Below are 17794 nucleotides of genomic sequence, written 5' to 3'. Positions count from 1 at the left end.
CCTCTTTTTTATGCAGGTGAGACGAGTACTTTCCATTTCTCCCATGCCTTCAAATATTCGGGCAAGTCTGCAGGGTGATGCTGAGAACTTCTGGCCAGCCGTGTGAAAAGACCGAGCAGCACTTCCTCATTGAGGACTTGTTCATCGTAATTCCACATCTTTAATTGCTTTGCAGCAGGAATAATCGTTTCTTGTGTAAGTTCGTTTGCGGTAGAACAAAAAGCAAAGACAAGATCGTGGAGCGGGTGGCCGATAAAGGTTTGAGGATCAATTAAACCAGAGAGCTCCTGCTCTGAGAACAGGAAATTATGATACCCGCAGTCTCCATGCAGCAAATAAGTGAGTTCGGATTCATTGCTTTGGGACCTAAGTTTAGCAAGTTCAGCGATAAGCTCGTAATCTTCATTTTCAAGCAGCCCAGAATGAATAATTTCTTTGACTGAACATATTTCGTCCTCCAAAAATTGTTCTCTGGAATGCTTAAGGTCGTCCCTGTATCCCCATCCATTTGCTTCAGAAAAAGGTTGATAGTAATTGAGCACATGCTGGACGAGGGAGGACAAGATGTTTGTTTTGTGCGTCCCGGAACTGTCTGTCGTTCCTGCAAGAAAGGGATAGACGATGAATCGGTTCGCAGGGTCTTTGTATACGAGACGGGGCAGGAAAGGAATATTCTCGTATTCATTCAAGAATTCCGCCTCTGCATGAATAACATTCGGTTCGTTGAACTTAAGCACCCATTGTTTTCCGCTTCCATCACGCAGTAATCCGATCGTACTGGTCGTTCCTCCGCTCAAAGGTTCGTAGACGGCATCTTTTGATTCTATGATCCCTTGGGTGTATAAATCTTTCACAATCCTATCCGTATCCATGATCCGAACTCCTTTTGTTGTTTGTATCTATTTAAAGAGTAGCAGATTCCAGGCTAAATGTTTCATAATTTTTAAGTTTAAAGATCAATCGGGGTGCATCCATTTTTAGCCTTCTACCTATCAAAATTAGAGGGGCTGTCCAAGAAGTCTGTAAGCTGTTGATTTCCGTTCCAGGCTGCTCGCTTTTACCGGCGCGAGCTCCAACTTTCGCGGGGCGTGCGGTGAGCCTTACCGGCGTGAACGCCTACTTTTTGGTGCAAGCACCGGCGGGAGTCTCACCTGTCACGCTAGTCCCGCAGAAGTCTCGCATCTTCCACTTCAATTAACTTTTCATTGAAGATTTTTCAAGCCAAAAAGGGGCTGCCTGAAGGTCAATTTTCGAATTTTGGACAGCCCCTCTTCGTTTTTATGTCGACTTTAAGGAACGAATCCTGAATTTTTCAAAAAACTGCTTCAGTTTCTCTATGTTTTGTGTACCATCCGCAAGAGCAACGTACCCATCCGGCCGGACAGCATATAAGGAATCCTGCTTAAGGCCAACATCCTCCATTTCAGGCTGCCACACAAAGGTATGAATCGCAAAGCCTGCGCTTTTACCATATTCCCGAACTTCCGGATGAATTTCACCGTATACATGAATCTGCCAGTCCATTGTTTTCAGCGGATCGAAATTGTTGCCGCTCTCTGTCTGAATCCAGGGCAAGCGGTCGCCTCCATGAACTTTTCCGGCCTTACCTTTGCTCAGTGCGCTGTCACGGTACTCGATCCGTGTTTGTGACACGGTATTAAAGGCAGCCCTGCGTGCGGCAGTGAAACCAAGCAGCAATGGAGCGACATAGGGAACCAACACCGTACGGAACAGGCGGTTACGAGTATTGCGTCCTACAATCATTTGAAAGGCACGGTCGGTTGTTGAGACGAGTGTGCGGGCAAAGGCGATCCGTTCTGTTTCATACGTCTCAAGGATCTCAGGGTCTGCCTTGCCTTTCAGAACCCATGCAAGCTTCCACGATAAATTAACCGCATCCCCTATACCGGTGTTCATTCCCTGTCCGCCTGCAGGACTATGAATATGGCCGGCATCTCCAGCTATAAAGCAGCGGCCCTTTCTAAAATGCTCACTGACCCGATGATGAACATGATAGGTTGAGAACCAATTGGCTTTATCAACTTTTAAACCAATCTGATTTTCAGCGTAAGGCTGGATCTCATCGAATGTAATCGACGTGGACTGCTCAAGCTCACGGGGGATGATGCCGATCAGGCGGATCATTCCCGTACTTCTGACCGGCATATACAAACAGAACCCCCTTTCACTGAGATGTACTTTAAGTGAGCGGTCCTGTGTTTCTTTATTTGATGACTCTACATCAGCCACATAAAAAAGCTGTTCGTACGTTCCACCTGCAAAGTCGAAGCCCAACCCTTTTCGTACGGTGCTGTGGGCGCCGTCACATCCGCATAAATAGTGGAATTCAGCGGTTTCCTCCATACCGTCTTTCTTCAAAACGGTGCGGACTCCTTCGCTGTCATCCGTAAAAGAAACCAGCTCGGTGTTCCACTCAATGGTGACGCCAGCCCTTTTAAGCTGTTCCACTAGAAATTGTTCGTGGACATCCTGAGGAAAACTTAAGGCAAAAGGATAAGGGCTGATGTCCTTGCCAATATCGCTGAACTTGAATTCTGCTTTTTCTTTCGTTCCTTCACGAAGATGAACGGATTTCATCGGAATGCCGAGACTTACCACTTCATCCGCAATGCCTAATTGACGGTAAAACTCTAAAATTCTTGCATGGACGACCAATGCTCGAGATGCTTCACCAGGTCCGGAATGTTTTTCAATAATGCGGAATGGGATCCCCATTTTTAAGAGCTGAAGGGCCAGGACAAGCCCTGTTGGACCTGCCCCTACAATCAAGACTTGAGGATTCATATCATCGGTCTCCTTTCAGAATTACTGTTTGATTTTTCGTTCACTTTAGGGGAAGCATAACTGTTCCTCCCCTGATTGATTAAGATTTGAATCGTGGATGAAGAAGGGGAAGGAGTCTGCATAGAGATCTGTTTTTGACTAAAATCCCTTGGGATGACAAGGGCTACATAATACTTTCTGTCGTTTAGACCCTCTATTGCTTTTTGTTTACCTGAAACAGCATGCCATTTGACAGGTGAATCGCCATCTGACTTCTCCTGCATGGCTTTCTTTATATTTTTTTCGACCTTATTCCCTAGGTTGATTTTGTCATGTAGAAGAAGGTATGAAAGTACAATTTGTAGAATTGTTATTACGAAAATATTGGTATGGGAGAGGTAACTTGAAAATAAATAAAGTATTTGAATATGATATTACTAATGATCTTTCGGTGCGTATACAAGAATTATTAAATGGCAGTTTTCCAGATGTCTATCCAACGAATAGAATTTACTTTAAGCAGTTACCGCATTTTAGATTTCTAGCTTTTAACGAGGAAAGTCAACTCCTAGGACATGTAGGACTCGATTACAGAGTGATGAATTTAAACGGAAAGTCCCTAAAAATACTCGGTATAATTGATTTGTGTGTTTCGCAAAACGCCCGCTCACAGGGTATTGGTTCGAGGCTGCTTTTAGAAATTGATAGGTTTTCTCAGGGACGCGATATTGATTTTATACTCTTATTTGCAGATAACATGGACTTATATTTAAGAAATGGATATCAATCAGTTGGAAATAAATGCAAATGGATGCAAATTAATCATGAAACCCAAGTTACAAATGGTATAGGTACTGAACACATTGATGAATTAATGATTAAGCAAATCGGCATGACCAATTGGAGTGAAGGGAATCTTGATTTATTAGGTTATCTTTATTGAGCTATGGGTGAATAGCAGTGCTGCAGGAGAGGAGCTAGATTGATTAGCTCTTTTTTTTGATGATACAAACAAAAAACCATTTTATCATCTCATAGGTAAAGCCGTATAGGTGGAGTCATTGATTGATAAAACCTCGCATATTTTCGGGATTTTTACTATCATATAACTAGCAGAGTCGAAACATCCTGAGGAAGGGGCCAAAACATTTGAACATCAAACTCAACCATAGCATCATCAAAGAAAAGTGCGGTACGGTCTCCTTCAAAAAAGGAGACTCTTTTTATCGAGCGGATAAAGTGTACTTTGAAAGTTACAGTATGGATGCTTGTAAAGCTGCAGTTACAGGAACACAGGATTTTCATGTCACCATTGAAAGGGAAATGAACGGAGGCTTTCGGTCTGAGTGCAGTTGTCCGACACTGGCTTCTTTTCAAAAAGATTGTCAGCACGTTGCAGCCGTTTTACTTGCGATATACCATCACCAGCAACAAGAGACAGTTCCTCTGATTTCCGGTCGACATCTTTCTGTATCTCTGGAAAATCAAGAACTGACAGAAGATTTTCTGACACTTTTTAATGATCAGCACAAGCGATCAAGCAGGCATCAGCTTCATTTTGAAAAAAGGCAAGTGCTTGATGTCGAGTTTACCTGCAAACCCGTGGAAGTAAGCAAAGGACAAACCGTTTTAGGCCTAGAGGTGAAAATCGGTCCGGTTAAAGTGCAGCACATCCGGGATTTTCTTCAACGTGTGAAAGAAGGGAGTATCAGCCCGCTTTCCCTTTCATTCACATTTGATCCGAGCCTCCATTGCTTTCAAATGGAAAACGATGCGGTACTTCAACAGCTTATAAAAGCCATGCATGATGAACAGATATATATCGATGAACTGTTAGACCGGCCGAACGACGTTACTCATAACAACACCTTATTTATCACTCCTTCTTCTTGGGACATGCTGTTGCCTTTGCTTGAGAAAGCACCAATTGTAAAGCTGGAGTATGGCAACACGTATAGAAGGTTTCGGACATCGAAAGAACCGCTGTCTCTACAGTTTGACTTTGGAGAGTCGCAAGGGGAGAACTATCATTTGAAGATTGAAGGACTAAGTCAGATGGTCGTGCTACATTCCTATCGCTCTGTCCTTTCAGAGGGAAAACTGTTTCAGTTAAAAAGTGATGACTGCTCACGCCTTTCAGAACTGAAACGAATGCTGGATGCATCAAGAACGAATGTCATACCGATTTCTCAGAAGCAGATGGGGATTTTTTTAGAAAAAGTCATTCCAGGTTTGAAACGCCTCGGGGAAGTTCACGTATCTCGTGCAATCACCGAGCAATTTGCCAAGATACCGTTAACAGCCAAACTATACTTGGATCGCGTGAAGAATCGACTCCTTGCCGGGCTGGAGTTTCATTATGAAAATATCGTCATTGATCCATTGGTCAGGCGTGATCTTCAGGAAAACTCCAAACTTATCAGAGATGTGGAGAAAGAGGAAATGATACTCAGGCTAATGGAAGAAAGCTCGTTTGCCAAGACAGATGGCGGATATTTTTTGCATAATGAAGAGCTGGAATATGAGTTTTTATATCATGTTGTTCCTAAACTCCAAAAGATCGCCCAAATCTATGCAACCACCTCTGTGAGAAATCGTATTTTCAGAGAGAATGCACGGCCGCAGATTAGAGTAAAGCTCAAAAAAGAACGGACCAATTGGCTGGAATTCAAATTTGATATCGATGGCATTCCTGAAGGACAAATACGAGATGTTCTTTTAGCACTAGAGGAGAAAAGAAAATATTACCGTTTGAGAAACGGCTCGCTGCTTTCATTAGAAACTAGGGAATTTGAAGAAATTCAACGTTTTCTGTATGCCTTGCCTGTTCCAAATCATGATCTGGAACAAGGCCTCGATCTACCCTTCATTCAGGGAATGCAAATGCTTGATACTGCTGAGGATCGTACGTTTGATTTGGAGAAATCTTTCCTTGAATTTTTGGAAAACCTGCGAAATCCGGGCAGCTTGGCATTCGAGGTCCCTGGAGACTTGGAACCGATCTTGCGAGATTATCAAAAACAAGGGTACTTATGGATGAAAACACTTGCCAGGTATGGATTTGGCGGGATCCTTGCTGATGATATGGGATTGGGAAAAACGCTTCAAAGCATCACATTCATCGTATCGGTGCTTCAGGATATTCGTGAAAAGAAGTCTCCGGTCCTAATTGTCTGCCCGTCTTCTTTGACGTACAACTGGCTGAGTGAATTGAAAAAATTCGCTCCAGACATACAATCTGTTGTGGTTGATGGCGGTAAAGCAGAGAGATTAGCATTCATTAAGGAAGCATTGGTTCATGATGTTATCATCACCTCTTATCCCTTGTTGCGCAAGGACATCGGGTGGTATGAGAAACAAGCCTTTCACACGGTATTTTTTGATGAGGCACAGGCTTTTAAAAATCCTGTGACGCAAACGGCACGAGCTGTGAAGAAGATCCAGGCAGATCATCGATTCGCGCTTACAGGTACACCAGTGGAGAATTCGCTGGAAGAACTGTGGTCGATCTTTCATGTTGTCTTTCCTGAGCTATTGCGCGGATTAAAGGAATTTAGTAATCTTCCAAAGAAAACCATTACACGAAGAATCTCTCCATTCTTGATGAGACGGTTAAAAGAGGATGTCCTGATGGAACTTCCTGAAAAAACGGAGTCCATGGAATCAGTTGAATTGCTTCCTGAACAGAAGAAACTGTATGCAGCCTATTTGGCGAAGCTGCGGCACGACACACTAAAGCATCTGGACAAAGATACACTTCGGAAAAATCGCCTCAAAATCCTTGCTGGTTTGACGCGTTTACGGCAGATTTGCTGCCATCCCGCTTTATTCGTAGACAGTTACAAAGGGACATCAGGGAAATTTAAGCAGCTCATGCAGATTGTAGAGGAATCCAAGCTATCAGGAAGAAGGGTGCTGATCTTCTCTCAATTTACGAAAATGCTGGAGCTCATAGGAAGGGAATTAGCGAACCAAGGCCTTCCTTTTTTCTATCTGGATGGACAAACTCCCTCCATGGAACGGGTGGAGCTATGCAATCGATTCAATTCAGGTGAACGTGATCTATTTCTCATTTCCTTGAAAGCGGGAGGGACAGGCCTTAACTTGACGGGTGCTGATACGGTCATTCTGTATGATATATGGTGGAACCCTGCTGTCGAGGACCAGGCAGCTGACCGTGCCCATCGGATGGGGCAGACCAATGCTGTCCAGGTCATCAAACTGGTTACCCAAGGTACAATCGAAGAAAAAATGAATGAACTGCAAGAGAAAAAGAAAGATCTCATTGAAGAGATTATTGGCGTTGGGGAGAAGCCGGCTTCATCCCTTACTGAAGAAGATATTCGGGAAATTTTGATGCTATAGAAAGATGACTTCTGACGCTGATGCTAATAACGAAGGGGCTGTCCAAGAAGTCTGTAAGCTGTTGATTTCCGTTCCAGGCTGCTCGCTTTTACCGGCGCGGACTCCTACTTTCGCGGGGCGTGCGGTGAGCCTTACCGGCATGAACGCCTACTTTTTGGTGCAAGCACCGGCGTGAGTCTCACCTGTCACGCTAGTCCCGCAGGACAAGGAAGGCTTCGGCAGCGTTATATCGCACGAAGAAAATGTGAAATTCATTTTCGAGGAGTCTCGCATCTTCCACTTCAATTAACTTTTCATTGAAGATTTTTCAAGCCAAAAAGGGGCTGCCTGAAGGTCAATTTTCGACTTTCTGGACAGCCCCTTTATTGTATATTCTTTTATGAAAATGACGTGATATGCAAGTAATTCTTGTCGAATCGCAAGTAACGGGTGTGAAATCGCAAGTAAACTCTGTCGAACCGCAAGTAAACGAGCCAAAGCCGCAAGTAAAGCAGTCAAACCCGCAAGTAACGACCAAAACCGCCCACCGTAGCCCGTCTAGATCACTCTTATTCCTCCAAAGGAAGGAAAAGAAGTGGCCAGTTTGATCCAGAAAGCAGCCTTCGTGGAGTTTTAGAAATCCGGGCATGCGCCGAGCGTGGAAGAGCCGAAACGTTATACAGAAGTAATCAATAACTTTTTTTAAGATTTTAATCCTCAACTTTTATAGAAAAATTTTCCAAAAAAATGTATAGTTAAAATGAAAGGATGCATAAAGTTTTTTAAAGTTGGAGGTTAGGGGCGGGCATGAAAAATCATTCAGTTGCATTGTCTATTATTTGTTTAGCCATAGGAATCACAGCGGGAAGCTGGTTCATATCTGACGCACTTAGCCCCAAAGCAATCCATACAACTACCGGGGAAACTGCTCAAAAGCAATTATTAACACAGTCGGAGTTAGCGGAATATCTAGGGTTAACTGCAGAAGAAGTTAAGAAACTGGGTCCTCAACTAGAAAGCGGAGATGACCTTGAGAGTGAGCTTCCATTTATTAAAGTGGGGAGCACGGTGTATTTCCCCAAAAAAGCAGTTGATAAATGGCAGAGAGAAACGCAATCTTTGATCATTGAAATAGAATCAATTAAGCAATAGGAGGTGGATGCATGGCAGTGAGCAGAAATGCTAAGACCATAATTCTTGTTATTTTAGGTTTTGTCATTGTGATTTTTGCTCTTCAGAGAATGGGGATAGATGCTCATTTTGCTTTTTATAATTTTGTTCCCTTTTTAACGGCCTATATTCTTCCCTGGATTGCCCTTTATTGGCTGATCAGGCTGGTCAAAGCGATTGAATCCAAGAATTACAATTAAGAAGGGTGCATGAAGCAGTCTTGTTTTTAATGAAAAAGTGATTCCGTAGCAATGGCTGTGACAAATGCCAGCCAATGGTTAATAACATATCGCTCCTGCAGAAGGAAAAGCAGGGATGACAGCGAAAGTAAAGATTTGTAGATATATAATGGGATAAAAGGAGAGAGCGCAGTGGAGGAAACGTGGAGTAATGTCGATGCTTATTTCAGCTCAAAGCTTCATGGAGCTGATCCGGATTTAGATTATGTTCTGAAAGCCAACAGTGAGGCTGGTTTACCGTCAATTGATGTCTCACCCAGTCAAGGGAAGTTTCTTTATCTGCTGACCAAGTTAAAAGGAGCAAAATACATTCTTGAAATTGGTACGCTTGGCGGCTACAGCAGTATTTGGATGGCACGTGCGCTGCCGGAAGATGGACGGCTCATTACATTGGAATACAGCCAAAAGCATGCAGATGTAGCGAGGGAGAACATCAGGAAAGCAGGACTGGACCACAAAATTGAAGTGCTTGTAGGTCCTGCCCTTGAATCTTTGCCAACGCTGAAGGAAAAAGGATTCTCTTCTTTTGAATTTATTTTTATTGATGCTGATAAGCCAAACAACCCTAACTACTTAAAGTGGGCGCTGATGCTTTCCAAGCCAGGTACAGTAATCATTGGGGACAACGTAGTGCGTAATGGAAAAGTAGTGGATGGCAACAGTCAGGATTCCAGTGTTCAGGGTTCACGAGCATTGATGGATCTGTTGGCCAATGAGCCGAGGATCGAAGCGACAGCGATGCAGACGGTAGGAAGCAAAGGCTACGATGGGTTTGTTTTTGGCATAGTAAAAGAGTGAGGGAAGCACATATGATCGAACTTCGGAAATTAGCACTGACAAACAATAGAAAGAGGAGAGAGTTCTTTAGTATAGAAGAAACAGCCAACGAATGAATCATTGGCCATTTATTTACCAGCCTGACCGCTGGCGGAGCGACGTGATATGAGCGATATGATGACGGCTGTGCCAGGAATACAACCCGATGTTCTGCGCTAGTGATACAACTCCGGAATCGGGATGAGTAAAGGTCTTTTCAAGATCAGCAGTGGTTAACGATTTAAGCAGTACGATCCAGCGTTCGTGGAGAGCTTCCAGCAATTGAATGGAAAACGCAATCGGGAGTTTAGAATCAGGCAGCTTGGCCCATTGATCTTCCTTGTAAGGCCTGATGACGGGATTCTCTTCTGTGAGCGCCAGTTTAAAGCGTGTATAGCTGTTAAGGTGGCTATCAGGCAAGTGGTGGACAACCTGCCTTACTGTCCAGCCTCCAGGACGATAAGGAGTATCCAATTGTTCTTCTGTAAGATCGTTAACTGCTTCTTTCAGTTGATTAGGCGCTGATTCAATGTCATGGATCCATTTTTCAATCTTTTTCTCTGTAATGTCTTGATCTAGTGCAAATAAGCCAACCGGATAGCGCAAATCTATCATCATTCGTTACACCCTCACTTAACTTAGTAGAAAGTCATCTATTACTATTATACATAAGCTTGCAGGTTGTGGATTGAAGTGTTCGTTAATTTAAATATGAAGGGAGTTGAGTGGAAGTGTCCAAAGTAACACCTTTTTTAATGTTCGAAGGTCAAGCAGAGGAAGCGATGAACTTTTATGTTTCACTCTTTGATGATTCAGAGATTACGAAGATTACTCGATACGGTGCAAATGAGGGAGGAGCAGAAGGTTCAGTGATGAAGGCGGAGTTCAGCTTAAACGGGCAGCGGTTTCTCTGTATCGACAGCAGTGTGAAGCATGAATTTACCTTTACACCTTCCATCTCTATGTATGTAACCTGTGAAACAGAAGAAGAGATTGATAGAGTATTTCAGAAATTGTCAGAGGGCGGACAAGTCTTAATGCCGCTAGGCTCCTATCCATTTAGCAGGAAGTTTGGCTGGACATCGGACAAGTTCGGCGTATCTTGGCAGCTGACCCTAGCGTGATATGGTGCCAGGCACCCCAATTACACAAGTGTGTAATTCAGGTGCCTGGCACCTAGAGTTGAATCGAAGACGAAAGAACGCAAAACATTACGAAATTCCAAAATCGATATTGGCCGGCGGAAGATTATTATCTTAAAACCGTAAGGCCGAATCAACAGGCGGATCTTGTTCTGTCCAATAGCCCCATGAAAAAACCAGCACTGTGACTAGTGCCGGTTTTCTTTATTGAGCCAGGATAGGATTTCTTTGATCACCTGATCCTGCTGTTTCTTGTTGGAGATACTTGCATTTTTGTCACCGGTTTGAGGACCGTACATGCCAAACTGGGCATTATTCCCGCCTTTGATTTCATAGTAGGTGGTGTCAGCCGGATTAAACGATTTGTTGCCGTTGATTTTAGCTTTTGTGGTTAAGCCGTCTCGTTCTCCATAGATAGAAAGAAGAGGGAAGTGGGCTTTCGATAAATTTGAACCTTCCGTTGTATAGGAACCAAGGAAGATCATACCTTTAATCTTATGTGGGTGTTTCAAGGCATAAGCGGAAGCTGCTGATCCGCCCAGTGAATGGCCGGCGATATACCATTCCTTAATATCAGGATCAGCTTTCATCGCCTCTTCGGCTTTGTTTTTGCCGAGTAGAGCCAGGTTCAGCGGCATTTCCGGTATGACAACGAGATACCCGGCATCAGCTACCTTTTTCGCCCAGTAGGAATAGGCGGTTGGCTCAACTTTAGCTCCAGGGTAAAAAATCACACCATCCCTTGGTGCCTTGTTTTTCGGTTTGAAAATATACAGGCCGTCTTTATGCTGGACCTCATTTTTTACGTCCACTAATTGGTTCAATTGAGCGGTTGGTTTAAAGGTCTCCTGCGTCCAGATGAAAAAGCCGCCGGCATAGACAACAAGCAAGATAAACAAAATGATAAGGACAAGCTTCAGTTTCTTATTCAAGTAAATCCTCCACGTGTTCTCCAGATTCGGAAGTTGTTCTAGTATACCTTGTTAGTATGAACATAAACTGTAATCCTGACAACAAAAGGGGCTGTCCAAGAAGTCTGTAAGCTGTTGATTTCCGTTCCAGGGTGCTCGCTTTTACCGGCGCGAGCTCCTACTTTCGCGGGGCGTGCGGTGAGCCTTACCGGCGTGAACGCCTACTTTTTGGCGCTAGCGCCTGCGGGAGTCTCACCTGTCACGCTAGTCCCGCAGGACAAGGAAGACTCCGGCAGCGTTTTATCGCACGAAGAAAATGTGAAGTTCATTTTCGAGGAGTCTCGCATCTTCCCCTTCACTCAACTTTTCATTGAAGATTTTTCAAGCCAAAAAGGGGCTGCCTGAAGGTCAATTTTCGACTTTCAGGACAGCCCCATCAAAAATCAAAATGCTCCTGCAGAATGGGTCAGGTCATAGCTGTGGCTCGAACGGGGGATTCATAAGCAAGGATAAAAAGACTGCTCTCTTGTGAGAAAGCTGTCTTTTTTTAGGCAGAGATATGAGTAAGTTTATCGGGATTCATGACCGAGTAGATGTTTTGAATTCTATTATTCTCAATATGAAGGGACATGACAGCATAGACACGCCCGCCAACCGTTAAAATCATTCCAGGTTCGCTGTTTACCGTAGTAAGGGTATAGCTGACATCTTTCGGAAGCTTTGGCAAAATGCTTTGGTAAAAGCGTGAAATGCGGTCTGCTCCAAGGATCGGGAAGATAGCGGCTTTTATTTTTCCGCCTCCGTCTGTCACCAGGGTAGCGTCAACTGACAACAGGCTGAGCAATGTATCGGTATCTCCGTAAGTGAGTGCACGAAAGAACTGTTCTGTGAGTGACGCTCCTTTTTTCGTTATTTTCTTTTCTTCAGAGGGACCGATGCTTTTCTTCGCCCGATGAAAGATCTGCCGGCAATTCGTGCTGCTTTTGCCAACCATTTCAGCAATATCCTCATAATTGTACTGTAAGACTTCCTTAAGGAGAAACACCGCTCGCTCTGTTTCCGACAACTGCTGAAGCAGAAGCAAGTAAGCCATAGATACTGATTCTTTCAAGAACATTTGATGGGCCGGATCTTCACTTTGGGTGTTCTCTGTAAGCAGCGGCTCGGGCAGCCACTCTCCAACATACTGTTCTCTTTTCTTTCGAGCAGACTTCAGCCGGTCGATACAGCGGTTGGTTACCATCTTGCTTAGATAAGCTTTAATATTCTGAATGTGCTCGGCCTCTGTTCCATTTAATGCGATAAATGTATCCTGGATGATGTCCTCGGCGTCCTGTACACTGCCCAGCATTCGGTACGCCAAGGAAAAAAGAAGTGGGCGATGTGTGGTATAAAGCATTTCTGTATCGATCGGACTCACGTTATGCCTCCCTTTGAATTCCGCGGTTCAAAGCTTCCTGAACAATGGCTGATGCGGCTCTTTTCGCACTTGCGAATGCCGCATCTACGAGCATTTCGCCATGGCCAGCGCCATCTCCTGCAATATAAAATCCAGGAATTTCCGGGACGGATGGACCATAGGAAAGGTGATGGTTCATCGCGCAGGAATCTTGCATCACGGCAATGTGCGGAAGGAATTGATAGGCTTTCAGTTCCTTTCGCCAGCCGGGCTGCAGCATCTCTAATACATGTTCCAGCTCCTGTTTACATTCTATTGCATTATTCACCTGTTCTGTCCCCAAATATTTAATGAGCTGACAGACCACTGAACCGTCTTCACTTAAACGGGCCGCTCTAGAATGATTGGAAAATAAAATGTGTTGATCCACTCCAATCGCGAACTGCTGGTTCTGATTCGGAAGAGTGTGCAGCGAGACATCAAGACAAGCAGCAAACACCGGTTTTGCCCTTTCCTTCCAGGCGGAAAGAGACGTATTTTCAGCTCCTTTTATCAGTCTGAACGTTTGCTCCGGGCTTGCAGTAGATAGTACAGAATGCGCATTAATCGTTTCCCCATTAGACAATGAGAGGGTAAAAGAATCGTTCTTTAGGACAGAAGAGACGGATTGATGAGTGAGGATTGTTACGCCCGCTTTCACCGCTATCTCTTTTAATTCTTCAATAATGGTTTGCCAGCCGCCATCTACATAAATGACGCCGTTCATGCCTCTCAAAACCTGTTGTATTACAGCACCAGCTCTTTGTTCATCGGGGCCAATGCAATAGGTTGATGTTCGGCAAAACGCGTAAAAAACGTGTCTGACCATGGGATCTTTAATTTCAGCTTCTGCCCATTGTCTCAAACTCATATCTCCCATTGTTTTAGCATCGATTTTTTTCAGTTTGACCAAAAGCTTTCCTAATTCCATTTTCCCTGGCCAAGAAAGAAGCCTGGTGGAAAGCAGAGAGCTTAAACTGCTTGGAAGCATATATAAAGATTGATTCCAAATGGCACTGCCTTTCGTTTCCGGCACACTTCCTGGTGGTTTAATCCCAAGCTCGTTTAGTATCGCTTCCCCCTCACCACCTTTATAGAGAGCATGCCCGCCAAGGTTAAGATAGGCTCCATTTTTTTTGGCTGTTTGCGCCCGGCCGCCCAGTTGTTTTCCTTTTTCAATTACCACAGTTGAAATTCCGTCTTTGGCTAAATAAACAGCAGCTGTTAACCCTGCAATTCCTCCGCCAATGATCGCTGTTTCAAATGTTCTCATAAGATCACCACTTTCTCTTTTACAAACAAGACGAGAAAAGGCCATCTTCTGTGACAAAAAGAAGAGAAAATTTTTTGAGAAAGGGCAAACTAACAAAAATGAAGCAAGGGAGTGGAATACATGCAAATGAACGGGAACATTATCTCTGGTGAATTTGATGAGGGAATGAACGAGTTTTCGCTTCAGCAAGTGAAGCATCTTACAACACAATCTACACTGTCAGTCAGCCAGTTAAATAAACTTTACGGTTATCTGCAGAAACATCAAAGTGATTTGGATGGCCAGGTGATCACCCTTTATGATGCAATGCCGATCAGACTGAGCCAGGAGGAAATAGGTCTGCTGCTGCAGGACCTAGGGAACATTCAATCTCTATATCAGCAGTAAAGGAGGGGGAAAAACCTTAATTATTGGACTGACAAGCCTTCAGGGTACAGGCTAGATTGGTTCTGATACCGCGAAACTTCTTCCGCGGTATCCCAAAGAATACGATGGTATTTATGTCTGATACAGTCTGATGGCATAGGGCATGAAAAAGGAGAGTATGGTTCCATTGAGGAAAGCGGTTAAAAACGTTCCGATGCCGATGGGTCCGTGGAGAAGAAAGGCGAGCGAGAGAATCACAACACTGATGACCAGCCGGGAAACAGCGATCGTCCAGCCGGCTTGTTTTTGAAGGATGAGCATGAGTCGATCGAGAGGAATGGGTGCAAATTCAGCTTGTAAATAGAGGGATGTTCCGATACCAATGAACACCATCCCTAAAGCGAGCAGTGAAAATTGAGAGAAGTACGTTACGGGTTTCAGCCACCCTTCGAGAGTGAAGAGCCAGAGATCGATGCCAGCGCCAGTAATCAAGGCAGTCAGTAAAGCCAGGTATTCAGGCCTGGTCCGGCTAGCAGCTGCATTTAAGAAGATCATCAACAGGGCAATAATAATCTCCCAAGAGCCTACCGTGAGGCCGATGGTTCTAAATGATCCAACGAGAAGCGCGTCATATGGAGAAGTGCCGGAGTTTGAAAGAATGGTTAAGGAAATGCCAAGCGTTAGAACAATGATTCCTAAAGAAAAGAATAGTGATTTTCTGAAAGTCATGAAGTAGCTCCTTAAACAAATTAAAACCTTGGAAAAGATTATCCAAGGTTTTTCTTCATTATGATATGCGGGATGCCATCTTCAATAAATACACCGGATGCGGATTTATAACCCAATTTTTCGTAAAAGAGCTCTGCTTGGGTCTGGCCGTGCAGTTTGGCAGCCGTTAGTCCTTTTTCTCTCGCACTTTCCTCAAGCGTGCTGATGATGATTTTACCAACACCGAACTTGCGATGGCTGGGAAGTACGCAGATCCGTTCAAATTTTGCCACGCCATCAACAATCCGCCATCTGCCAGTACCGACGGGTTGAACTTCGTCCATTACAAGAATATGCTCTGCGTTATCCTCGTGCTGATCAAATTCATCCTCAAGAGAAACGCCTTGTTCTTCGACAAACACCTTTTTCCGAATCTTAAATGCATCTTCTCGTTCTTCCGCTGTATTCACGTGTTTAGCTTCCATTTTTTCATCATCCTTTCTATTTACATACTAAAAACTCAAGACGCTAATCCATTTCCCAGATTGGAAATTTCAGCTCCACCTCTGTTCCTTTTCCTTCCTCACTATGAATGCTAATGTTTCCATTATGATGTTTCATAATATTTTTCGCGATGGAAAGCCCTAATCCTGTACCTCCAGTTTCTCGGCTTCGGGCTTTATCGGCCCTGTAAAAACGTTCGAAAATATGTTCCAAATCAGAAGAGGGAATACCTGTCCCATAATCTTGAATAGTAAGCAGAGCATAGTTATCTTTTTTCATCATCTTTAGATCAATCGTAGACATACTGTATTTTAGCGCATTATCCAGAACGATAATAAGTACCTGTTTCACGGCAGCTTCATCTGCGAGAATGAAAAGGGTCTGCTGATCGTGTTGAAACGTAATGTCTCTTTGGTATACCTCTTTCATCTGCTCTAAAACCTGGTAACAGGCTGCACCTAGATCTATGGGCTTAAGGTGGACATTCTTTTCTATTTCGGAGGTGGCCAAGGCAAGAAAGGACTGTGTCATGTTTTGCATCCGGGTAGCCTCCGAATAGATAGTTTCCGCTGCTTCTTCCTTAGACAATCTGTGGTCCTTTACATCACTTCTCCTCAAAAAGTTGGCATAGCTTTTAATGACTGTAAGCGGTGTTCTTAGCTCATGGGATGCATCTGAAATAAACTGCTTTTGCTTTTCAAGATTCTCCTGCAGCCTTACAATCATACGGTTAAAGGTGGTGGCCATTTTTTGAAGCTCGTCCTTCTTTTCGGTATTGATAACAAGCTGCTGCGGGACACCGCTTTGCTCAATGTTTTCCATTGTCTTGATCATAGAAGAGATGGGTTTCATAATTACATTGGACAGCCATCTCCCGCCAAGCAATGATAATAGGACGGCGATGACAGTACAGAACGTTAAGATGGATAATAATATATCCTTGCGCATTTCAAGCCCAAGGAGTCTTTCCCCGATTTCAATCGTACCTGTGACCTTGCCTTGACTGGTAATTGGCACACGGACAATTAAGATTTGTTCTTCGCCCTGTTCTTCATGTATGATATGCAGATTTGATTCTGTCTTCTTAGAAAAATGCGGCTTGAATTTATTGAGATGTTTATCATTTCTTACTTGGTTAATAACCTTTGATTCGGCATCAATGATACGAATGAAAGAGTGATTGGTTAAATAGGAAGTAAGGATTTCATCAGAGTAAACATGACCTGGTTTCTTATTCAGTACTTGAATAATGGAGTGAGCTTTCTGATGGACAGCTTGCTCTTCCATATTTACGGTAATCTTCATAAAGGAAAAAAAGACAACTCCATTTATGAGTAAAAGAATAGCAAGCAGCCAAGCTGTAGTATACAGGTTAATCTTCGTGGTAATCTTCATTTTATTTCTCCCTGGCGATATAGCCTACGCCCCTTACCGTATGGATGAGCGGTTCGTCAAATCCGCTTTCTATTTTCTTTCGCAAATAACGCATATATACATCAAGAACGTTTGTATCCCCTTCATATTCATATCCCCACACATTGATGATAATAGACTCCCGTGTCACGATCTGATTTTTGTTGGTCAACAAGTAAAATAGTAAATCGTATTCTTTTGGAGTCAATGAAATGGATTTTCCGGTTCTCATGACCTCCCGTGTAGCAGGATTTAGGGTTAAATCTTTCAAAGTCAACAGCGTTTCCTCATCAATATTATTTTCAATTTTCAGCAATGGACGAGTGCGGATACAAGCACGGATCCTCGCCATCAATTCCTCACTTTCATAAGGTTTGGTAATATAATCATTCGCCCCTTGATCCAATCCCAATACTTTATCAAGTGTTAAATCCCTGGCTGTTAAAAGAATCACAGGAACATGTGGATCGGCGTTCCTGATTTTCCTCAGCACTTCCATCCCGTTTAAACCGGGGAGCAGGATATCCAGCAGAATTAAATCTATTTTTTCCTGTAATGCTGCAGCAAGGCCGGATTTTCCGTTATGTTCAACGAGAACGTCATAACCTTCAAGCTCTAATTCAATTTGCAGCATCTTCGCAATCTGTACTTCATCTTCTATGACTAAAATGCGCTCTTTCATATCT

The 17794-nt window shown here is 43.6% G+C and carries 19 protein-coding genes; 9 read left to right on the top strand and 10 right to left on the bottom strand.

Annotated elements, in window-relative coordinates:
• Nucleotides 1-8 precede the first annotated feature (8 nt).
• Nucleotides 9-872, bottom strand: a complete 864-nt coding sequence (locus OKX00_RS16770) for a phosphotransferase family protein (RefSeq protein ID WP_265408112.1) — start codon at nucleotides 870-872, stop codon at nucleotides 9-11.
• Nucleotides 873-1030: 158 nt separating this feature from the next.
• Here OKX00_RS16770 and OKX00_RS16765 point away from each other — a divergent pair, with 158 nt between their 5' ends.
• Complete coding sequence (locus tag OKX00_RS16765; protein ID WP_265408111.1) at nucleotides 1031-1198, top strand: hypothetical protein; 168 nt, start codon at nucleotides 1031-1033, stop codon at nucleotides 1196-1198.
• A gap of 80 nt (nucleotides 1199-1278) precedes the next feature.
• On the opposite strand, the gene OKX00_RS16760 is transcribed toward OKX00_RS16765, so the two are convergent.
• Complete coding sequence (locus tag OKX00_RS16760; RefSeq protein ID WP_265408110.1) at nucleotides 1279-2805, bottom strand: FAD-dependent monooxygenase; 1527 nt, start codon at nucleotides 2803-2805, stop codon at nucleotides 1279-1281.
• A gap of 382 nt (nucleotides 2806-3187) precedes the next feature.
• Between OKX00_RS16760 and OKX00_RS16755 the strand changes: the two genes are divergently transcribed.
• From OKX00_RS16755 to OKX00_RS16735, 5 genes are all read left to right on the top strand, one after another.
• Nucleotides 3188-3727 carry a GNAT family N-acetyltransferase gene (locus OKX00_RS16755; protein WP_265408109.1) on the top strand — a complete coding sequence of 180 codons (540 nt, stop codon included), beginning with the start codon at nucleotides 3188-3190 and terminating at the stop codon, nucleotides 3725-3727.
• A 206-nt stretch (nucleotides 3728-3933) separates the two neighbouring features.
• Nucleotides 3934-7149 (top strand): DEAD/DEAH box helicase, encoded by a 3216-nt coding sequence (locus OKX00_RS16750; protein WP_265408108.1) that lies wholly within the window; start codon nucleotides 3934-3936, stop codon nucleotides 7147-7149.
• 786 nt (nucleotides 7150-7935) lie between these two features.
• Nucleotides 7936-8280: a helix-turn-helix domain-containing protein gene (locus tag OKX00_RS16745; protein ID WP_265408107.1), complete on the top strand. Its 345-nt coding sequence runs from the start codon at nucleotides 7936-7938 to the stop codon at nucleotides 8278-8280.
• An 11-nt stretch (nucleotides 8281-8291) separates the two neighbouring features.
• The gene (locus OKX00_RS16740) at nucleotides 8292-8498 is read left to right on the top strand and encodes a hypothetical protein (RefSeq protein ID WP_091008911.1); all 207 of its coding nucleotides are present in this window, start codon (nucleotides 8292-8294) and stop codon (nucleotides 8496-8498) included.
• A gap of 171 nt (nucleotides 8499-8669) precedes the next feature.
• Nucleotides 8670-9335 carry an O-methyltransferase gene (locus OKX00_RS16735; RefSeq protein ID WP_265408106.1) on the top strand — a complete coding sequence of 222 codons (666 nt, stop codon included), beginning with the start codon at nucleotides 8670-8672 and terminating at the stop codon, nucleotides 9333-9335.
• A gap of 111 nt (nucleotides 9336-9446) precedes the next feature.
• Here the strand turns inward: OKX00_RS16735 and OKX00_RS16730 are convergent, their stop codons facing one another.
• Complete coding sequence (locus OKX00_RS16730) at nucleotides 9447-9968, bottom strand: YfiT family bacillithiol transferase (protein ID WP_265410569.1); 522 nt, start codon at nucleotides 9966-9968, stop codon at nucleotides 9447-9449.
• Nucleotides 9969-10108: 140 nt separating this feature from the next.
• Between OKX00_RS16730 and OKX00_RS16725 the strand changes: the two genes are divergently transcribed.
• Entirely contained in the window at nucleotides 10109-10477 is a 369-nt protein-coding gene (locus tag OKX00_RS16725) for a VOC family protein (protein ID WP_265410568.1), read from the top strand.
• A 206-nt stretch (nucleotides 10478-10683) separates the two neighbouring features.
• On the opposite strand, the gene OKX00_RS16720 is transcribed toward OKX00_RS16725, so the two are convergent.
• On the bottom strand, nucleotides 10684-11427 hold the full coding sequence (locus OKX00_RS16720; protein WP_265408105.1) for an alpha/beta fold hydrolase: 744 nt from the start codon (nucleotides 11425-11427) through the stop codon (nucleotides 10684-10686).
• A 114-nt stretch (nucleotides 11428-11541) separates the two neighbouring features.
• On the opposite strand from OKX00_RS16720, the gene OKX00_RS16715 reads away from it, so the two are divergent.
• Nucleotides 11542-11811: a hypothetical protein gene (locus OKX00_RS16715; protein ID WP_265408104.1), complete on the top strand. Its 270-nt coding sequence runs from the start codon at nucleotides 11542-11544 to the stop codon at nucleotides 11809-11811.
• A 142-nt stretch (nucleotides 11812-11953) separates the two neighbouring features.
• On the opposite strand, the gene OKX00_RS16710 is transcribed toward OKX00_RS16715, so the two are convergent.
• Nucleotides 11954-12817, bottom strand: a complete 864-nt coding sequence (locus tag OKX00_RS16710) for an RNA polymerase sigma-70 factor (RefSeq protein ID WP_265410567.1) — start codon at nucleotides 12815-12817, stop codon at nucleotides 11954-11956.
• Between the two features lie 10 nt (nucleotides 12818-12827).
• Nucleotides 12828-14117, bottom strand: coding sequence for a phytoene desaturase family protein (locus OKX00_RS16705; protein WP_265408103.1), 1290 nt, complete (start codon nucleotides 14115-14117; stop codon nucleotides 12828-12830).
• A 120-nt stretch (nucleotides 14118-14237) separates the two neighbouring features.
• Between OKX00_RS16705 and OKX00_RS16700 the strand changes: the two genes are divergently transcribed.
• Nucleotides 14238-14504: a hypothetical protein gene (locus tag OKX00_RS16700; RefSeq protein ID WP_265408102.1), complete on the top strand. Its 267-nt coding sequence runs from the start codon at nucleotides 14238-14240 to the stop codon at nucleotides 14502-14504.
• 111 nt (nucleotides 14505-14615) lie between these two features.
• Here OKX00_RS16700 and OKX00_RS16695 read toward each other — a convergent pair whose 3' ends face one another.
• Genes OKX00_RS16695 through OKX00_RS16680 form a run of 4 tightly spaced genes read right to left on the bottom strand, consistent with a single transcriptional unit; the run spans nucleotide 14616 to nucleotide 17790 of the window.
• Nucleotides 14616-15212, bottom strand: a complete 597-nt coding sequence (locus OKX00_RS16695) for a YczE/YyaS/YitT family protein (RefSeq protein ID WP_265408101.1) — start codon at nucleotides 15210-15212, stop codon at nucleotides 14616-14618.
• A gap of 38 nt (nucleotides 15213-15250) precedes the next feature.
• Nucleotides 15251-15676 (bottom strand): GNAT family N-acetyltransferase, encoded by a 426-nt coding sequence (locus OKX00_RS16690; protein WP_265408100.1) that lies wholly within the window; start codon nucleotides 15674-15676, stop codon nucleotides 15251-15253.
• 43 nt (nucleotides 15677-15719) lie between these two features.
• Nucleotides 15720-17090 (bottom strand): HAMP domain-containing sensor histidine kinase, encoded by a 1371-nt coding sequence (locus OKX00_RS16685; RefSeq protein ID WP_265408099.1) that lies wholly within the window; start codon nucleotides 17088-17090, stop codon nucleotides 15720-15722.
• A gap of 1 nt (nucleotide 17091) precedes the next feature.
• Entirely contained in the window at nucleotides 17092-17790 is a 699-nt protein-coding gene (locus OKX00_RS16680; protein WP_265408098.1) for a response regulator transcription factor, read from the bottom strand.
• Nucleotides 17791-17794: the final 4 nt, after the last annotated feature.

Origin of the sequence: Fictibacillus sp. KU28468 (assembly GCF_026153615.1) — a bacterium.
Lineage (GTDB): Bacteria > Bacillota > Bacilli > Bacillales > Fictibacillaceae > Fictibacillus_C > Fictibacillus_C marinisediminis.
This window is presented reverse-complemented; position numbering and strand designations above follow the sequence as displayed.